Source organism: ANME-2 cluster archaeon (assembly GCA_014237145.1).
GTDB lineage: Archaea > Halobacteriota > Methanosarcinia > Methanosarcinales > Methanocomedenaceae > Methanocomedens_A.
This window is the reverse complement of sequence record JAAXOC010000115.1, coordinates 1-16,276: the sequence shown is the minus strand read 5'-3', so window position 1 is coordinate 16,276 and position 16,276 is coordinate 1. Positions and strand designations below refer to the sequence as shown.

General features: G+C 45.1%; 18 protein-coding genes. 5 read left to right on the top strand and 13 right to left on the bottom strand.

Annotation, left to right across the window (positions count from 1 at the left end; all coding sequences use genetic code 11):
- Positions 1–682: 682 nt before the first annotated feature.
- From HF974_15730 to ahbD, 6 genes are all read right to left on the bottom strand, one after another.
- Positions 683–1,003 (bottom strand): hypothetical protein, encoded by a 321-nt coding sequence (locus HF974_15730; GenBank protein ID MBC2699746.1) that lies wholly within the window; start codon positions 1,001–1,003, stop codon positions 683–685.
- Positions 1,000–2,859 (bottom strand): YgiQ family radical SAM protein, encoded by a 1,860-nt coding sequence (locus HF974_15725; protein MBC2699745.1) that lies wholly within the window; start codon positions 2,857–2,859, stop codon positions 1,000–1,002. Before HF974_15725 ends, HF974_15730 begins: the two co-directional genes overlap by 4 nt.
- A 134-nt stretch (positions 2,860–2,993) precedes the next feature.
- A complete protein-coding gene (locus tag HF974_15720) occupies positions 2,994–4,265 on the bottom strand; it encodes an ATP-binding protein (GenBank protein MBC2699744.1) in 1,272 nt (423 codons plus the stop codon).
- Between the two features lie 365 nt (positions 4,266–4,630).
- Complete coding sequence (locus HF974_15715) at positions 4,631–4,972, bottom strand: hypothetical protein (protein ID MBC2699743.1); 342 nt, start codon at positions 4,970–4,972, stop codon at positions 4,631–4,633.
- Positions 4,973–5,268: 296 nt separating this feature from the next.
- On the bottom strand, positions 5,269–5,724 hold the full coding sequence (locus HF974_15710) for an Lrp/AsnC family transcriptional regulator (GenBank protein ID MBC2699742.1): 456 nt from the start codon (positions 5,722–5,724) through the stop codon (positions 5,269–5,271).
- Entirely contained in the window at positions 5,721–6,776 is a 1,056-nt protein-coding gene (gene ahbD, locus HF974_15705) for a heme b synthase (protein MBC2699741.1), read from the bottom strand. Before ahbD ends, HF974_15710 begins: the two co-directional genes overlap by 4 nt.
- Before the next feature lie 155 nt (positions 6,777–6,931).
- Between ahbD and HF974_15700 the strand changes: the two genes are divergently transcribed.
- On the top strand, positions 6,932–7,129 hold the full coding sequence (locus HF974_15700; protein ID MBC2699740.1) for a hypothetical protein: 198 nt from the start codon (positions 6,932–6,934) through the stop codon (positions 7,127–7,129).
- A gap of 140 nt (positions 7,130–7,269) precedes the next feature.
- Positions 7,270–7,395 carry a type II toxin-antitoxin system RelE/ParE family toxin gene (locus tag HF974_15695; protein MBC2699739.1) on the top strand — a complete coding sequence of 42 codons (126 nt, stop codon included), beginning with the start codon at positions 7,270–7,272 and terminating at the stop codon, positions 7,393–7,395.
- 166 nt (positions 7,396–7,561) lie between these two features.
- On the opposite strand, the gene HF974_15690 is transcribed toward HF974_15695, so the two are convergent.
- The gene (locus HF974_15690; GenBank protein ID MBC2699738.1) at positions 7,562–7,759 is read right to left on the bottom strand and encodes a hypothetical protein; all 198 of its coding nucleotides are present in this window, start codon (positions 7,757–7,759) and stop codon (positions 7,562–7,564) included.
- A 163-nt stretch (positions 7,760–7,922) separates the two neighbouring features.
- Here HF974_15690 and HF974_15685 point away from each other — a divergent pair, with 163 nt between their 5' ends.
- Positions 7,923–8,192 (top strand): hypothetical protein, encoded by a 270-nt coding sequence (locus tag HF974_15685; GenBank protein ID MBC2699737.1) that lies wholly within the window; start codon positions 7,923–7,925, stop codon positions 8,190–8,192.
- 247 nt (positions 8,193–8,439) lie between these two features.
- Here the strand turns inward: HF974_15685 and HF974_15680 are convergent, their stop codons facing one another.
- The 6 genes from HF974_15680 to cfbA all read right to left on the bottom strand — a co-directional run bounded on the left by HF974_15680 (position 8,440) and on the right by cfbA (position 14,583).
- Entirely contained in the window at positions 8,440–9,945 is a 1,506-nt protein-coding gene (locus HF974_15680; GenBank protein ID MBC2699736.1) for a PGF-CTERM sorting domain-containing protein, read from the bottom strand.
- 59 nt (positions 9,946–10,004) lie between these two features.
- Positions 10,005–10,343, bottom strand: coding sequence for a cupin domain-containing protein (locus HF974_15675; protein MBC2699735.1), 339 nt, complete (start codon positions 10,341–10,343; stop codon positions 10,005–10,007).
- Positions 10,344–10,896: 553 nt separating this feature from the next.
- The gene (gene cfbC / locus HF974_15670; protein MBC2699734.1) at positions 10,897–11,682 is read right to left on the bottom strand and encodes a Ni-sirohydrochlorin a,c-diamide reductive cyclase ATP-dependent reductase subunit; all 786 of its coding nucleotides are present in this window, start codon (positions 11,680–11,682) and stop codon (positions 10,897–10,899) included.
- Positions 11,679–12,809: a Ni-sirohydrochlorin a,c-diamide reductive cyclase catalytic subunit gene (gene cfbD / locus HF974_15665; GenBank protein ID MBC2699733.1), complete on the bottom strand. Its 1,131-nt coding sequence runs from the start codon at positions 12,807–12,809 to the stop codon at positions 11,679–11,681. The genes cfbC and cfbD overlap by 4 nt, the downstream gene beginning before the upstream one ends.
- A 19-nt stretch (positions 12,810–12,828) precedes the next feature.
- Positions 12,829–14,175 (bottom strand): coenzyme F430 synthase, encoded by a 1,347-nt coding sequence (gene cfbE, locus HF974_15660; GenBank protein MBC2699732.1) that lies wholly within the window; start codon positions 14,173–14,175, stop codon positions 12,829–12,831.
- Positions 14,176–14,184: 9 nt separating this feature from the next.
- Positions 14,185–14,583 (bottom strand): sirohydrochlorin nickelochelatase, encoded by a 399-nt coding sequence (cfbA, locus tag HF974_15655; protein MBC2699731.1) that lies wholly within the window; start codon positions 14,581–14,583, stop codon positions 14,185–14,187.
- 181 nt (positions 14,584–14,764) lie between these two features.
- Here cfbA and HF974_15650 point away from each other — a divergent pair, with 181 nt between their 5' ends.
- A complete protein-coding gene (locus HF974_15650) occupies positions 14,765–15,553 on the top strand; it encodes a Dna2/Cas4 domain-containing protein (GenBank protein MBC2699730.1) in 789 nt (262 codons plus the stop codon).
- A 157-nt stretch (positions 15,554–15,710) separates the two neighbouring features.
- The gene (locus HF974_15645; GenBank protein MBC2699729.1) at positions 15,711–16,025 is read left to right on the top strand and encodes an iron-sulfur cluster assembly accessory protein; all 315 of its coding nucleotides are present in this window, start codon (positions 15,711–15,713) and stop codon (positions 16,023–16,025) included.
- Positions 16,026–16,276: the final 251 nt, after the last annotated feature.

The window sequence follows — 16,276 nt, the reverse complement described above, 5'->3', positions numbered from 1 at the left end:
GGCAAATCTTGAACCTTTATACAACTTATTACAAGTTGCCTTTCGCTTTTTACCAATTCCTCTACCCTCTGCGCCATCATTGCCCCTTGCGAGGTCATTACCCGGACACTCCGGGAGCACATAGGGCTTACCAAGTTCTACATCACAAATAATTACAAACACTTTAGGAGCCATCTTTAAGCCGGGAATCATTTGTCCATCTCCCATAATGTAATCCGAGCCACTATGGTCTGATTCCGTACCTTTTGGTGCAAGCGTTTCAGTCCATTTCGCTTGTTCCGTTTTACGACTCTTACAATGATTCAACTTTCGTTTCTCCATGGTGTTTTTATCCTAACAGATTGTTTGATTTAGACTGTCAAATTTCTCCATATTGTCCTGAGGGCCTTACACCCCAGCATTACTACTGACGCATATCTCAGTAGGATTACCCCAAATGGAAGGGGCAGCACAAGGCAATTTATGATGTAACTTCTTGTCACAGCGAATTGTAACGGTCTCTTATTTTCCAGATATGGAAATCCTTATGTGCTTACTCACTTTTCAATACCTCTACTTGTTTCATTTTTCCAGTTCGCACCCCGCGCCAGCCCCGCTGTTTGTGTGAAGACTGCATGTGGATGGTGGCCCCGGGTGTTGTTGTGTGCTGCCGGTAGTAGCCATGGCTGTTAAAATATAATTTTTATGAACTACTGTACTGCAAAGAACGCAAAGCCGATACAACATTGTCTTTGCGACCTTCGCGTGCTTTGCGGTGAATTTGTTTTATTCCAGCACAACACCCGGCCTTCATGTCACCCGCTTCCACCCGCACCGCCGCTGCCCCCTCGTCAACTGACCAGCCCCCATCCCAGGGGTCGCCTGGATTCGGGGTGGCAGGTGCGCTGCTGGGGATTGCACTTGTGGTGATGGTAAGGCGGAGCTGAATCAATGGTGGTTCCGGGTACCCTGCTGATGGCTGCGGCAGGGAACATCGACGGGCAGACAGAAACCATCTGATCAAACTCCCCGCCCCCCCTTCCTCCGCCTCACCAGACACCTCCACTCATTCCCGATCAACTCCTCCCGCCCTGCCATCTTCAATCCTTCAAGTACCAGCCCGTGATTCCTCTGATCCCTGTACTGCATCAGTGCCCGCTGAATCCTCTTCTCCCTACCCTTTGCCACATGCACCACCTCCATAGTAAAGGGATTGATGCCAGTAAAATACATGCAAGTGGAAACCGTCATAGGCGTAGGCGTAAAGTCCTGCACCTGCTCGGTGTACAGGTCATTGTCCCTGATATACTCGGCAAGTTCCACCATATCCTCAACCGTGCATCCTGGATGGCCGGACATAAAATAAGGTATTATGTACTGCTTTTTCCCCAGTTCCTTGTTCACTTCTTTGAACTTGCTCCCGAATTCCTCGAACACTTCCCTTGAAGGCTTGCACATAATATTAGTCACATGCCCGCTCACATGTTCGGGTGCCACCTTGAGCTGCCCGCTGACATGGTGCTCACACAGATCATGAAAATAACCTGAATGGTCGGCCAGAACCAGGTCATACCGTATACCCGAACCCACAAACACCTTTCTCACGCCCGGAATACTGCGCAGGCGGCGCAGGAGTTCCACCTGCTGCTCATGGCTGGTGTCAAGGCTCTTGCACAGCGGGTGCGTGCATATCTTATCAGCACATGCACCCTCTGTTTCCCACCGGCCGCAGGTCATGCCGTACATATTGGCAGTGGGGCCGCCCACATCCTGCACGATACCTTTGAAACCAGGCATCTGCACCAGTCGTTCAACTTCATGCACCATGGACCCAATACTCCGGCTCTGCACGATGCGGCCCTGGTGGTGTGTTAATGCGCAAAAGGAGCATGATGCGAAGCAGCCCCTGTGGCTCACGATGGAGAACTTCACTGGTGCCAGGGCTGGTATGGGTTCTTTGTAGGACTGATGTGCCATCCTTGTATAGGGCAGTTCATACACATGGTCAAGCTCGGCTGTGGAGAGCGGCATAGCAGGTCTGTTCTGTATGACCACGGTCTTAGGGTGCTGTTGGGCAACAGGTCTGCCCCGTACCGGGTCCTGATTCTGGTAATGGAGCCTGAAAGCCCTGGCATATAGTCCCTTGTCCTGCGAAACCTCTGTGAAGGACGGCAGTTCAATATATCCCTCATGCCCTATTGCACGCCATTTTTTCAGTTCCAGCTTAATGACCGTTCCTGGGATGTCAGTAAGCTCGGTAAGGTCAGTATTGTTAATGATATCAGTATTGTTGCTGAGGTCGTTTGTATCCTTACCCACAGAAAGCCGGCGGGCAATCTCAACCACCTGCCGCTCCCCCATCCCGAACACCAGTATATCAGCCGGTGCATCTGCAAGGATGGACTGGCGTACCGAATCGGACCAGTGATCATAATGAGCGAAACGCCGCAGGCTGGCCTCGATGCCTCCCAGCACTATGGGAATATCAGGAAAAATGGCATGCAGCTTATCAGTGTACACGATGGCGGCGCGGTTGGGTCTTAAGCCCCCTGTGCCACCTGGGGAATATACGTCATCATGGCGTTTTTTCTTATTTGGCGTGTAGTTATTGACCATGGAATCAACATTGCCAGATGTTACGCCAAAGAACAGCCGGGGTTGGCCCAGTTTCGTAAAATCCGTATCGCTCTTCCAGTCGGGCTGGGCAATGATTCCCACTTTATAACCCGCATCCCACAGCATCCGTCCAACCAGGGCCGTACCAAATGAAGGATGGTCCACATAAGCGTCCCCAGTCACCAGGATAATATCGAATTGATGGAATCCAAGGGCTTTTGCTTCATCCAGTGACATTGGCAGGAAGGTAGGTTGGTTGTTCATGTTCAGGTCACGATATATTGAGCTTTTTTTGTTCACGTATAGGAAAATAGATACTTTCATGCAGGCTTAGAAAATGCGAACGAAGTGAGCATTTTCTTGACTATGTATTGAGCCTTTCCAGCCTGAATAGACTGTTAGGAGTTATCAGACTCAAGCAGCCACTTCCAGATCGGTTTTATTATTATTTTCTTATTATCCGGTTCTAATAATTCTTCATTTTCTAATGTTAGAATATATCCGTCCTTTAATTTATATCTCCTCATTGCTTCCAGTAATCCGGCGATTTCCCGTTGTTTTGTGACCGGATCATCAAGTTTTAACGATACCTGGATTGCCTGGGTTATTTTCAGATTTTCTTTTATGACAAAATCACATTCATTTTTATCCAAATGATAATATATTTCATCATATCTCCGTTTAAGCTGCAGGTATACTAAATTTTCAAGTCGTTTACCTGTATTTTCTGAGAAATTAAAAGAAACTGTTTTTAAAAAACTATTATCACCCACATATATTTTAGATGATGACACTTTTTGTTTTTTAATAGAATAATCAAATCTCCCTACCTGATATAGTAAAAACACGTTCTGGAAGTAATCAATGTAATTTTTAATTGTACTCAGGCTTTTAATTCCACACACTTTTTTTAATGTTGAATAGGAATATATTCCCCCAATATTAGAGAAAAGAAAAAGAACCAGGTCCTTTAACTCCTTTACCTCCCTCACTTTATATCTATTTAAAATATCCTTATTTAAAATATCTTCAAAATATTGTCTGGACAATTCAATATCATCGTTTTTCAGGATAAGGGGAAAACCTCCATTGTTAAAATACTCTAAAAAAGACGTATATATTTTCGTTCTTTGAGAACTTGTTAAGTGTTCCAGCTTAAGGTATTCGATCTCTTTAAGTCTGAGATATTCCCTGAAAGAAAAGGGGAATAATTTAATTACTTTATTTCTTCCGGTGAGATAAGTAGAAATTTCTGAACTTAAAAGATTTGAGTTTGAACCGGTAACAAATACTTTTATTCCCTGGGAATATAGATTGTTTACCCATTTTTCCCAGTAGATAATGTTTTGAACTTCATCTAAAAAGTACGTTATGTTTTCATTTTCTCCAAATAATTCTAAAACAATATCCTGTATTTCCGGGAAATTATCCAGATTGAAGTCCACTAACCTGATATCATCAAAATTGATGAAAACTTTGGTACCTTCAACTTTTTGTGATATTAATTTCAAAAGGGAACTTTTCCCACACCTTCTTATTCCTGAAATAACAATGATCTCATTGCCTTTGAGGTAGTATTCCAGATCAATGTCCCTGTCGATCAGGTCTTCCTTTTTGATGAACAGACTTTGCTGGTCAATGATTACCTGACGAAGTTTGTTTTTTTCCATATTACGAGTAAGCAGTTTTTTATTTATATAGCTTTCGTTACTATTTAATAAGTACTTATATTTACTTGTAAAATACTAATATATAAAATAATCGAATACATACACCATTTGCAACGACCAGTCCTATTACAAGCAGCAGATTGATTGCAACTATACTCGATAATCACTGGCAACTACCAGTATTAGTCTTGACGGTATGTCATTAATCGTATTAACTCGCCTGGCATACTAAAAGATTATTGATTGAAACAAATGTTATAATTAAAGCGTGACAGCATGAAGAGACGTATTTGATTTTTGAGACCACTGTCTGTAGATAACGATAAATTAATTTAATTTAAAAGAATAATGTTTTTAACTGATTTTTATTCTTCCTGCAGTACTATCTCACTGCTTTTCTTGACAATTGGCATTATTTTCTCTATCTCGGCCTCATCATTGATCGGGACCCTGACCCAGTGTTCTATATTTCTCTTAGCGGTATGTACTGCACCATCCTGGTGCTGGTCAGGCAGAGTATCCTTAACAGCCGTGTCTATTTTAGTGATCAGTACGCCTTTTGTCACGAGAATGGCAAAGGTCTTTCCATTGGCCTGGTAACTGGGGCATCCAAAGGTATTCTTTTGAGTGACATGGGACCAGCTAAGCACTATTTTCTCGAAGTTACACCTCAGATCCTTCATTTCTTTTTCTGAATATGATCTCATGATCATTACCCCCGATCTGGCCAGTACCCCTTCCTGCAATTGGCCTGACCTTTCATATACAATATGTACTGAAATATATTAAAAGTTATTTGTCGTCTTGGTTGTGACACCAGGCCAATCAAAAGTTGAGACGGGACACCCAACCGCAGCAGAGCTGCAGGGTATAGTTATTACGATCAAGCAAAATTCCGTTGATGGCAAATCCCAGTTCCCAAATTTCATCACCAGAATAGTACTTCATGCCATCACCACATGTTTTATTCCTTTTCTCAACCAAAAGATAACACTTTGATCTTTTACTTCACATCAAACTTAACGCCTATCTTGAAAAGCCTCTGTGTTGGCAGGTCTATCAATGGACACCCTGTTTGCTCCCGTACTTCGTCCAGTATCTCTCCAAGCCTCTGCTTATTGGGTGCAGACACAGTGAACCAGATATTATACTCGGCAGGACGCAGGTAGTTGTGTGACACCTCATCATACCCGTTGATAATCTCTGCCACTTCATCTATGCGCTCTTCTGGTACCTTCACAGCGGCCAGGGTGCTCTCGCCTCCTGCCTTCTTAATATTCAGGATAGGGCCTATCCTGCGTATGGCACCCTCACTTGTAAGACGCTCGATCCTCTGTATGATCTCATCTTCGCCGGAACCCAGTTTATAGGCCAGTTCGGCGAACGGACGTTTAACTAAGGGGAAATCCACCTGGATATTGTTCAGGATAGCTTTATCCAGCTCATCCAGCTCTATCATACAGCCTTGCCCCCGGCAGGTTCGTACACACAGTACGGCTCTTCAGCCATATAATCACCTGTTGCCGCATATGCCCGGGCACGGCATCCGCTGCACACCCTCCTGTACTCGCATATGCCGCACTTGCCTTTCAGCTTGTTGACATCCCTGATATCGTTGAACACCTTTGACTGCTCCCACACGTCCTTGAATCTCTGCTTACGGATATCCCCTGCCAGTGCGGGCAGGAATCCGCAGGGATACACCTCGCCAATATGGGACACAAAACAAAACCCGCTGCCGCCCAGGCACCCTTTGGTCATGGCCTCAAAGCCGTGGGTCTCCATTGTTATTTTGATACCTTCTTCCTTTGCCCGCTGGCGCATTATCCTGAAATAGTGGGGTGCGCATGTGGCTTTCAACTGCAAAGGCACCTTCTCCCGCTGGTCGTAGAACCAGTTCAGGACCCGCTCGTACTCCTCGGGCGGTATTTCATCTTCCTCTATTTCCTTGCCCCTGCCTGTCGGGACCAGCATGAAGATGTGCAGGGCCTGGGCATCCAGTTTTATCGCAAGGTCGAGGATAAGGGGTATTTGTTCTATGTTCCTCTTTGTTATGGTTGTGTTTATCTGAAAGCCTATACCTGCGTCCTTTATGTGCTGAATACCGACAAGAGCTGCGTCGAATGAGCCCTGCTCGCACCTGAAATCATCATGGGTTTTTGCATCAGAGCCATCGATACTGACACTTATCCGCTGAATACCGACATCCTTACAGCGGCTGGCGATTTGTGGTGTCATAAAAGTGCCGTTGGTGGCAAGTACTACTCTTAAACCTTTATCGGTCCCGTACTGGGCAATCTCATAAAAGTCATCCCGCAGCAGTGGTTCCCCGCCTGTCATGATGAGGATGGGTTTACCGAATTCTGCTAACTGGTCTATGAAATCCTTTGCTTCAGTGGTGGTGAGTTCATCTGGACTGGGTTCCGGGATGGCATCGGCCCGGCAGTGCCTGCATGCCAGGTTGCAGGCCCTGGTCAGTTCCCATGCTACAAGTCTGGGTGGTCTGGTCAATTAGGGGTATCCTCCGTGTTATGATATTTGGATTATTATGCTTTTAATCTGATATAATAATATCAGGTTCAGAGATGAATGTGTGTGTTATAACATATATAGAACTGATATGGCAAGAAAAACTAATTTAAAGATTGAAGGTATAATTATCCATTATGACTGAAGTCTCGCTAGTAACAGTTTATAAAGAGATAGTAGAAGTAAAGAGAAAACTCGATACAATCGAGGATCTGATTATACCTAAGGAAGAAGTTTCTAAAGAAGAACTTGAAGAGATAGAGCAGTTTAAGAAAGAATCTTTGAAGGGAGAACACGTTAGATGGGATGAACTAAAAAAGGAGCTGTCGCTGTGACTTCTTATGAAGTGCTCATCCATAAGAAACTCGCCAAAAGCACCAAAAATTTACCCAAAAACCATCTTGAGAAGTTTGCCGAATTAATAGATGCGCTGAGGATAAATCCATATCCATAGAAAGAGTTCGACTTAAAGAAAATTGAAGGAACTGAAGACACTTACAGAATCAGATTTGGAAAGTACAGGGTAATCTATTACATAGATAAAGAACAAAAAACGATTCACATTTTAAAATTTGAATTTCGAAAAAAAGTATACAGCTAAAATATTAAAAGAGGCAGAGTTGCGGGTTAAAAGGTGCATTTGTGCCCCATTTTTAGTGCCACGATTGTTATGCGGGTTTCAAGATATTCTGAGGATGCACACAACTCCCATCATCCGCAATGACGACACTCGGATTTCGCTACACTTCGTCCGAGGTCTCCATTACCTAACCCTCCTTTAAACCCCAGAAAAACAAAAACATCCACCTGGAAGTGAACCACATGCCAGGTGAAGATACACCAGTCCAGCACAAATCCTCCGAATCAGTCACAGACGCAGACGTCCAGCGCCTCCTGAACATCTCATTGGCAGGCTCAGGCGTGGTGGAAGGCCTAACACCCAGAACCCAGTCCGGTACCCCCATCCTGTACGACGAATACAGAATCCAACACGACAAGCCGTTCTAGAAATACGCCAAACTGAGCATGGTCTCGCCCCACGTCTTTATACCACTGGCAAAGCCGGGCCAGTCCATAGTATCGGGCTACAGGCCAAAGAAGGGAATAAAACTCCCCAGGTTGAAATAGATGAATGGGTCCGGCGGTCAACCTGAAAAACAAGTACCAGAACAACACCTGACCGTGATCAAGTTCAGAAACGGCAAGAAGATTGCCTATCCGCGCCTGGTCAACCAGCTATTGAGGTTCCCGGCGACCAACAAACATGAAGATGAGCCGGATGTGCTTAAGAGTGTGTTGCTCCTGTTACGGTCATCGGCACAGGTGGGAGACCAGGCTGTTATTATTGTGTGGGGAATTTTAAACCCCCATAATTGGGGATTTTCACACAGCCATTGACACATCAAGATTTAAGGAGAATATTATACTTTGTATACCACAAGAAAATGGAAATTTCGGACAGGATAAACAGGATTGACTGGATACGATCCAATCCTGTAAATTCTGTAAATCCTGTCAAAAGATTTGATTCAAACTAAGAAAATTACCCATATCGACATCGAAATGCGTTTATCATTTCCTATACGTGAACACTTATTATGAAAACGTGAATGGGAATACCCATTCACATTTCACGATCTATTGTTTATTTACGCCTCAATTGCAGACATACAATGGCCAAAAACCCACATAGTGCAGATACAACCCCAAATCCGGGTGTAGATGTACTTTCAGTCTCAGTGTCCTCTTTTTGAGTATCGTCTGATGATAGATCGGCAAGATTCAGGCTTTCACCCGGCTTTGTTGCACTGATCAGGTTTCCGGATGCGTCTTTCTCTACCTCGTATCCCAGTGCCTCAAAGTCGATCTTGTGATCCACGTGGCAGTCATCGCATATAAGCGCATCTTCCTTGGGTGAAACCCCATGGAAGATTCCCATATACCGGTGTGTATCTACGTACTGGATCGGGTCATATATCTTCCCTGTTGACTCAAAGAGTGCCTGGGTCATATTATCTTGCATAAGTACAGTCATTGTCACGAATGGCAACAAGTACGTGCCATCCCATGGCTGTCTGCCCAAATGTAGCCGGCTTGCATAAATCTTTGAAGCGGGATCATCTATTCCACCAGATGGCTTTGCCATAACCAAAATTCCATCTGAGTTAAATACAACCGGATCTGCGAGATCTATTATCTCAGACCTTCTGTTCCACCAGACCTGGATCGGTGCAGGATTGCTCTCACGCACATAGGTAGGGACATACATCGTTATTCCCAACAAATTATCGTCATTTGGGGTTCGGTGTTCCCAGTCACGTGACATCTCAACAGTATGCACCTTGCCGTATGCTGTGATGTGGCAGGTTGTACAGTATATCCTGTCTGTATGCTCGTTATATGTTGAGCCATTTGCATGCGGCATAGGATCATGACATCCCTCATTATCACATGAGACCACAACATCAGTATCATCGACCCTTAGGTCCATGCCTCTTCCTGATACATGATGATCAACAAAGGTATGACAGTCCTGGCATGTCATGCCAGCGCTCATATGGACATCAAGGTCTTCTGAAATATTAAGCGCACCCATTGCAAGCTCAAGATCACCACGTTTGTTATTATCTCCACCGCCTGCTGTTGCATGACAGCGCAGACACATCTCCGGGGTTGGCTGTCCGACATTCCTTGCAGCTTCGGTTGCATTGATAGACGGATCAGGACCTGAAGCTGTCTTCTTGTAATCAGGTGCATGGCAGATTAAGCAATCAATCTTCTCAATTGAAAAATCATTTTCAAGTAATCCATATCCGGCATGGCAATTACCACATAAGGCTTCATTTGATTTCACACCTATACAGAAATCGTTCACACCAATGAGTTTACCTGTCTGGGTGCCATTTTTTCCATCAATATATTCAGCTGTACCAAGCCATGTGTTATGGATCGAAGTTACAAAATCCTCACCAGCTTGCTGATGACATACTATACATGTTCCAGCGCCATCATATTCCTGAATAGTGTTATGCATCCCCGCAGCAGCAGCAGTTGATACTGTTGATGCGATCAGCAGACAGAATAATAGACCAACCAAGACCCTGGCAGATCCTTGGGTATTGTCTGAAATTGTTTTTATTCTGATCTTCATTTATTTATTCCACTCTTTTTTTATTTACTATGATTTTTTTTGCTGTCGTTTCAATTATTTCACAGCAAACGCGTCTTATCCGTTGGTCTTGGTGTTTTCACAACCAGAAACCGGAATATCGAATCGCTTTCATTAAGCAGACGGTGCGGAACCAGCGCCGGGCTCTCTATGAATCTATCTGCTGTAACCTCTTCTCGCTCGCCTCTGATCTCAACAATACCACGTCCTTCGAGTATATAAAAAAAGACGTCAACCGGAGTTGCGTGGAGTTTTAACTCTTCTTTTGGCTGTAATGTGATATGTACCGCCTGCACATGCTCAGTATCATGGATCATTGATGCATGAACACCATGTGGGTTTGGAGATACGGGTGCTGTTCTTGTATTAATTATCTTCATTATCGTATACCTCTTGAAACTTAAATAAATCCTATCATGTTTCATTGAACTGCCTTTATAAGTCTTGCAGGAGTTGAAAAAAAGACAGCATTGCACCATTCTTTTATTCGATTATTGCCTCCATTTTACTAGATCTCCGTGATCTTTTACGCAAATCTATCAATAGACTCATATCGTATCAACTGGTTTTATGGTAGATATAATTCTCTTACGAAATTCGTTAAAATGGGCGATAGTAACATGAGTTCTTATCATTATTCCAATCCCGTATACTATTTCCATTAACACCCATCTTCGTCAAGTGTTTATGTCTCAAAATTCCAAGCACTATGAGAAATTACCATTTAATTTGAAGGAGATATATCTAACACGTTGATCTATAGTTGGATATCAAGATTTTAATGTTCCATGAATGGAACATATTCTAAAGCTATATTCCCTTAAAAAACATTACTGCTCGATGTGTTTTGATACAAAAATGGTAGATTCTTTGTGGAATATGAACGGCTGACGAAAATCGATGATCATTTAATATTCCATAGAAGTATGAACATTAACCAGTCAACTCCCGCAGCCTGGCATCTGTCACTGGTTCGGGGACACATGCCGAATCGCGCTCCATGATGGTACGGGCAAGTTTGCGATATACTTTAGCGATATCACTTTCCGGCTCCTTTTCGATAACAGAGAACCCTGCCCGCTCACAAGTCTGGACAATAGGGTCCTTTGGTATAAATGCCAGTAAATCACTGCCCAGTTCCCTTGCAAAGGCACTCACAATAGCCTCCTCGTTCTCTGCATTGCGGCTGTTGCAGATCACACCGTTCAACTGGTTGCCCAACCTGGCAAAGCCCTTGCAGATATTATTGGCTGCATACAGCGGCATGTATTCGCCGGAAGTAAGCACATATGTATCATTTACCAGCCCCTTACGAATCGGTGCCGCAAACCCGCCGCACACGATATCCCCGGGCACGTCATAGATGATCAGGTCACAGTCCTGCATGACAGTGGAAATCTTCTGCAGCGTCTTGATAGCCACGATTATGCCCCTGCCTGCACAGCCGATACCTGGCTCCGGACCGCCCACTTCCACACACTTGACACCTTTGTACCCCTCAAATACCACATCTTTCTCAGTGATCTCAACACGCTGCTGCATCAGTTCCATGACAGTGGGGATGCGATGTCCCCCAAGCAGTGTGATGGACGAGTCGCTCTTTGGATCGCAGCCTATGATAGTGACACTATATCCCTCATCTGCGCACGCCGCAGCCACATTGGACGCTGTACTGCTCTTTCCGATACCGCCTTTACCGTAGATGGCAATCTGTTTCACTGCATTTCCTCCCGTGCCAGTTCACGCAGGGTAGCCCCGAACTCGGACTCTACGATATTGCTGACACCCAGGGTCTTGGGGTGCAGGTCTATCTCCACCATCACATGGTCATGCCCCATTTCCTTGAGGGGCAGTACCTGCCTGGGCCCGTTGGTCACAGAAATAATCTCCATACCCTCCAGGTTATCCATGGGTATGGCATGGGGCACGCCCGTTATCACGGCAAAATCAAATCCAGGATATTTTTCGGCAATCAGCTTGCTGACAGTTTTCCCTGTTACCGGATATTCGTCAAGCCCTCCAATGATCTCATGTACTTCCACACCCATGCCTTTTAAGTCACGGGCAATGTTACGGGCATGACCCCTGACCCTGTCCAGTCCAAGGTTCTCATCCAGGTTGGCCATATTGACTATCACTGAATCAGAGCCCAGGTCCTTTGCCACCTGGTTCACTGCTGCGTTGATATCTGCGAACATGTACCCGGTCTCCTTCTTGGCATTCAGGATGTTGATGCACTTCTTACCCTCCTTTAATAATTGTATGATGCGCTTTGCCACAGTATATTTGGTATCGCCGCGGCTGGGTTCCAGATATTCTTTACTGGCTGCTCCGTGGCGTTTCTCTACTTCAGTGGCCTCATTTAAGAGTACCTTCTGCCGTTCGAACTCTTCCTCGCTGAGAATCCCTGCGGCCAGTGCTGATTCCAGTGCAATGATCACGCCTTTGGTATTCTCACGGTACCCGGCATGCACTTCCACTTCTATCACAGGGACATCAGGGTTTACTTCCAGAACTGCTTCATGCAGTTCCTCGCCTATGATCATACTGGCGCAGGTGCCTACGATGCCTATACTTTCCGGGTCGAACATCTCGATAACCTTATTGAGTATATTTACCAGTTCATCATGGCCGCCGAACACGAAACCGGACTCGTCCAGTGCAGTGGTGACCACACGCAGGCCGTCCTCTTCAAGGAGCCTGGCATGTTTGAAACTACACCCTGCCGGGCCGTGCAGGATCACTACGTCCACGTCAAGGTCGCGCAGGGTATACAGTGCTGCCACAATGGAACTGGGTCTTGGGTGCATGATCAAGGGTTCAAGGGGTTTGGGTACCGGACTCATTATTTTATTATCCTCCTGTTTATCTGAAACATTTTATACATGAAATTATAATATCATTTTCTTTTGTCAGCGACTCTGCCATCTCGATTGCGCGACCGAGGCTGTCTGCATGGTGGATGTTATTCCCGCTTATACCTTCCATTCTCTCGCCTACCAGGATAATATCATCCACATCACTGCCGTGTTCAATGGTAAAGGTACTGACATCTCCAGGGTCAAGCCCTTCGCATACCTGCTTTGCCTCTTCGCCAAGTGCAAGTACAAGCTTATTTCCGGTTTTTGCAATATTCCTGGCATATTCCAGTGCATGCCCCACTGAGTTGATGTTCATGCCGGAATTAGAGTTATCCACCATTTTCCGGCCTGCCCACTCCACCTGCCTCATCCTGCCATGCACTCCCTGGAAATCGAGCAGTGTAGACTCGATATTCCATAACCCCAAATCCAGTATACAGGCGGCAGCGGCCGCACAGACCATAGCTGTGGAATAAGACGATGGGTCATAACCAGAACCTGGCATGAACCTGATGGTTCCACAATCCAGGGATTCGCAATTGATGGTCCGGATTCCAGTGTGCAAATCGTTCATATACACGTTCCCCTTCCCTGGTGTATCACTGAAGGTGATAATTTTCACATCATCAGGTGGATCTATCTGCCCGACAGATGCGTTTACAAGCAGCGTGCTGCCGTGTTTTGCGTAGTCTACCATCTGCATCTTGGCCCTGGTGGATGTGCTGCTGCCGCCGGCTATGGTGTACTCGTTATCCAGGCTGGTGATGATACCTAATTCAGCTGCTCCGGTACCGCCAAGGGATACTTCGAATATGTACAGGTCGGGATTTATGTCAGCGGCATGTTGAAGTGCCTCAAGGATGCTGCCCGGTGCGATGCTGAGGCCGTGATGTACCTTTATGGGTACACCTTTTTGCCAGTACTCCACTCCGCGGGTGGTATGGGACAGGACCGACATGCTGCGGGATGCCATATCAGCCAGTAGTGTGGCAGTACTTGTCTTGGCGCCCGTGCCTGTTATTTCTATAATTCTCTTCTCCAGGCTCCCGTCCGGGGTACCTGGTATAAGTTCGCCCACTGCCCTGTGATGAGTGATAACGGTACAGTCGCCACTGTACGGCATGAGGGCAGGGTCCAGGTGTACCGGTGCAACTATCAGGTCGATATCAGTGTTTATCTTATCAGCGGTCTTTATGCCGTCCTTTTCAAGCCCTGACAGTATATCACCGCCCACGGTACCATATATGTCAATACCGGTAACGCTTTGCGCCTGTTTGGCGATGTGTTGTGCCAGGGGAATGCCGCCATGGGTCAGGTCTATGACAGCCACATCTTTATTTTCGAATAGCATATGCGATTTTTATTCCAGTGCTTCCAGTGCTCTCTTATATGCCAGGTCAGCTATCAGTCGGTCTGCACCCAGGGGCTCGGCATAGACCAGGGCCACATCATTGCCGTTAAGCTGGATCGTCGTACTGTGGTTCTCCTTGCTGATACCCAGTATCCGGGGGATATCCTCTGTGGTATGCACGCCGTGTGCTAAAAATATGGGAACGGCCACTATGGTGCTCACTCCCGTACCTTTAAAGGCGTTTAATCCCTCATCCATGTTGGGATCGTCCATGTTCATAAATCCTATCCTGACCACTGTATTTTCATATTTCTCTGCAATAAGGTCAGCAACCCCGGATATTACATTTTTATTGTACGGTAGTCTGCTTCCGTGACCAAGTGCCAGTATTCCAATTTTTTCTGTCATGAATTTCATCTCAGTTAAGCTAAATATTATAACAGTAATACTATTTTTGGAAAAAGTGTTACTATAGGGAGTATATTCTGATACTTATTAAATATAATGGTTTTGCATAATGAACCACAATGCTAAAATATAATGAAAAAACTTTCAGTGTTTTACTTGTTACTTCACAAAAGGTAGGAATATGGAAGATCACATAAGAGTATCTGACATCAGCAATTATCTCAAATGTCCCAGACAGGTCTATTATACTTATAAGGAATCCAGACCCGCAAATCCCGTCACTTCTGCTTATATAGAGTCACTATTGATCAGGGAAATGGCCCGGTCCTATGTAGATGTGGTGCGATCAGGGGACATGGATGCTACACTACAGGAACTCCTTGACGTTGCAGCACACCAGCTTACTGCCATTTACAGGGAGGAGCTAAGGGACATTGATGAAGAAATGCTTTTTGAAGCCGTCGAGGCTGTAAGGTCGCACCTGGAAGGGATCAAGTGCGGAATTCTGGAATCAGTTGAAAGGTTGGGTAGTAACAGGCTGGTTGAGTTGCTTACTTCCCATGATACTGAGCCGGTGTTATATTCAAAGAAGTTTGGCCTGTCCGGAAGTCCTGACCGGTTGCTTATGGTGGATGATGTGCCTGGCCTGTCAATTATCCGTACTGGTCGTGCCCCTGAATCAGGTATATGGAAAAATGACAGGATAAGGCTCACTGCCCTTTCCATCCTGATGGAGGAAGAATATAACTGTGTTGTGAGTTCTGGAACTGTGGAATATGCCCGATATGGTATTGTACGCAATACAAACATCAAACGGTCCGACAGAAGGAAGGTACTGGTACTTGCGGGCAGGATCAGGAAGATTGTGGATGGCAGGCTACCCCACCGCCCGGATGACGCGCCTTGTGATTACTGCAGCTATGCGGAGTTATGCCAGGTTGCCCCAACCCTTGCCTCTAAGTTCTTTTGACAAGATGAAATCAAAATGTTGAAATAATATGACTGTTCAAAGAATGGACAATAGGTATTTATTGAATGAAGTACTAATTTAGTTCGTATGGTTTCGAACAAATCATATATTGTAATAATTGTGAAATTCCAAGTAATGAATAAGCAAAAGTGATACAATGGTAGATATAACAGATTTAGCAGCAGAAGAACTGAAGAATCTCCTGGAACAGGAGAACAAGCAGGACCATGCACTGCGTATTTTCGTGGCAGGTATGGGTTGCAGTGGTACCAGTTATGGAATGTCACTGGATGAGACCAAGAAAGAGGAAGATGTTGAAATTACCAGCAATGGTGTCAGGATACTTATAGCATCCAGTATCCAGGAATCACTGGACGGTGTACTGATAGATTTTATAGACAATGAATCAGGAAAAGGGTTCATAATAAAAGATCTCAATGCGCCACAGTGTGGATCATGCTGCTCCTGTTAAGGGGCGGTTTTCTTTTTTTTGATATTCAGTGCCCTGAATATCTACTCCAGTTCTTTCCTGGGTTTGATTGGTCTCCAGACAAATAAATTTATCACGATCTTACTTAAATCCTAAATGAATGCTAGTGTCGAGTCAACCATACAATATTGCAACATATATAATCTGACACGGTTATATTTTCCAGTAATTTTCAAGACGCTGATTAACGCAGATTAACGCTGATTTAAGGTTGCATCTGCGTTAATCAGCGT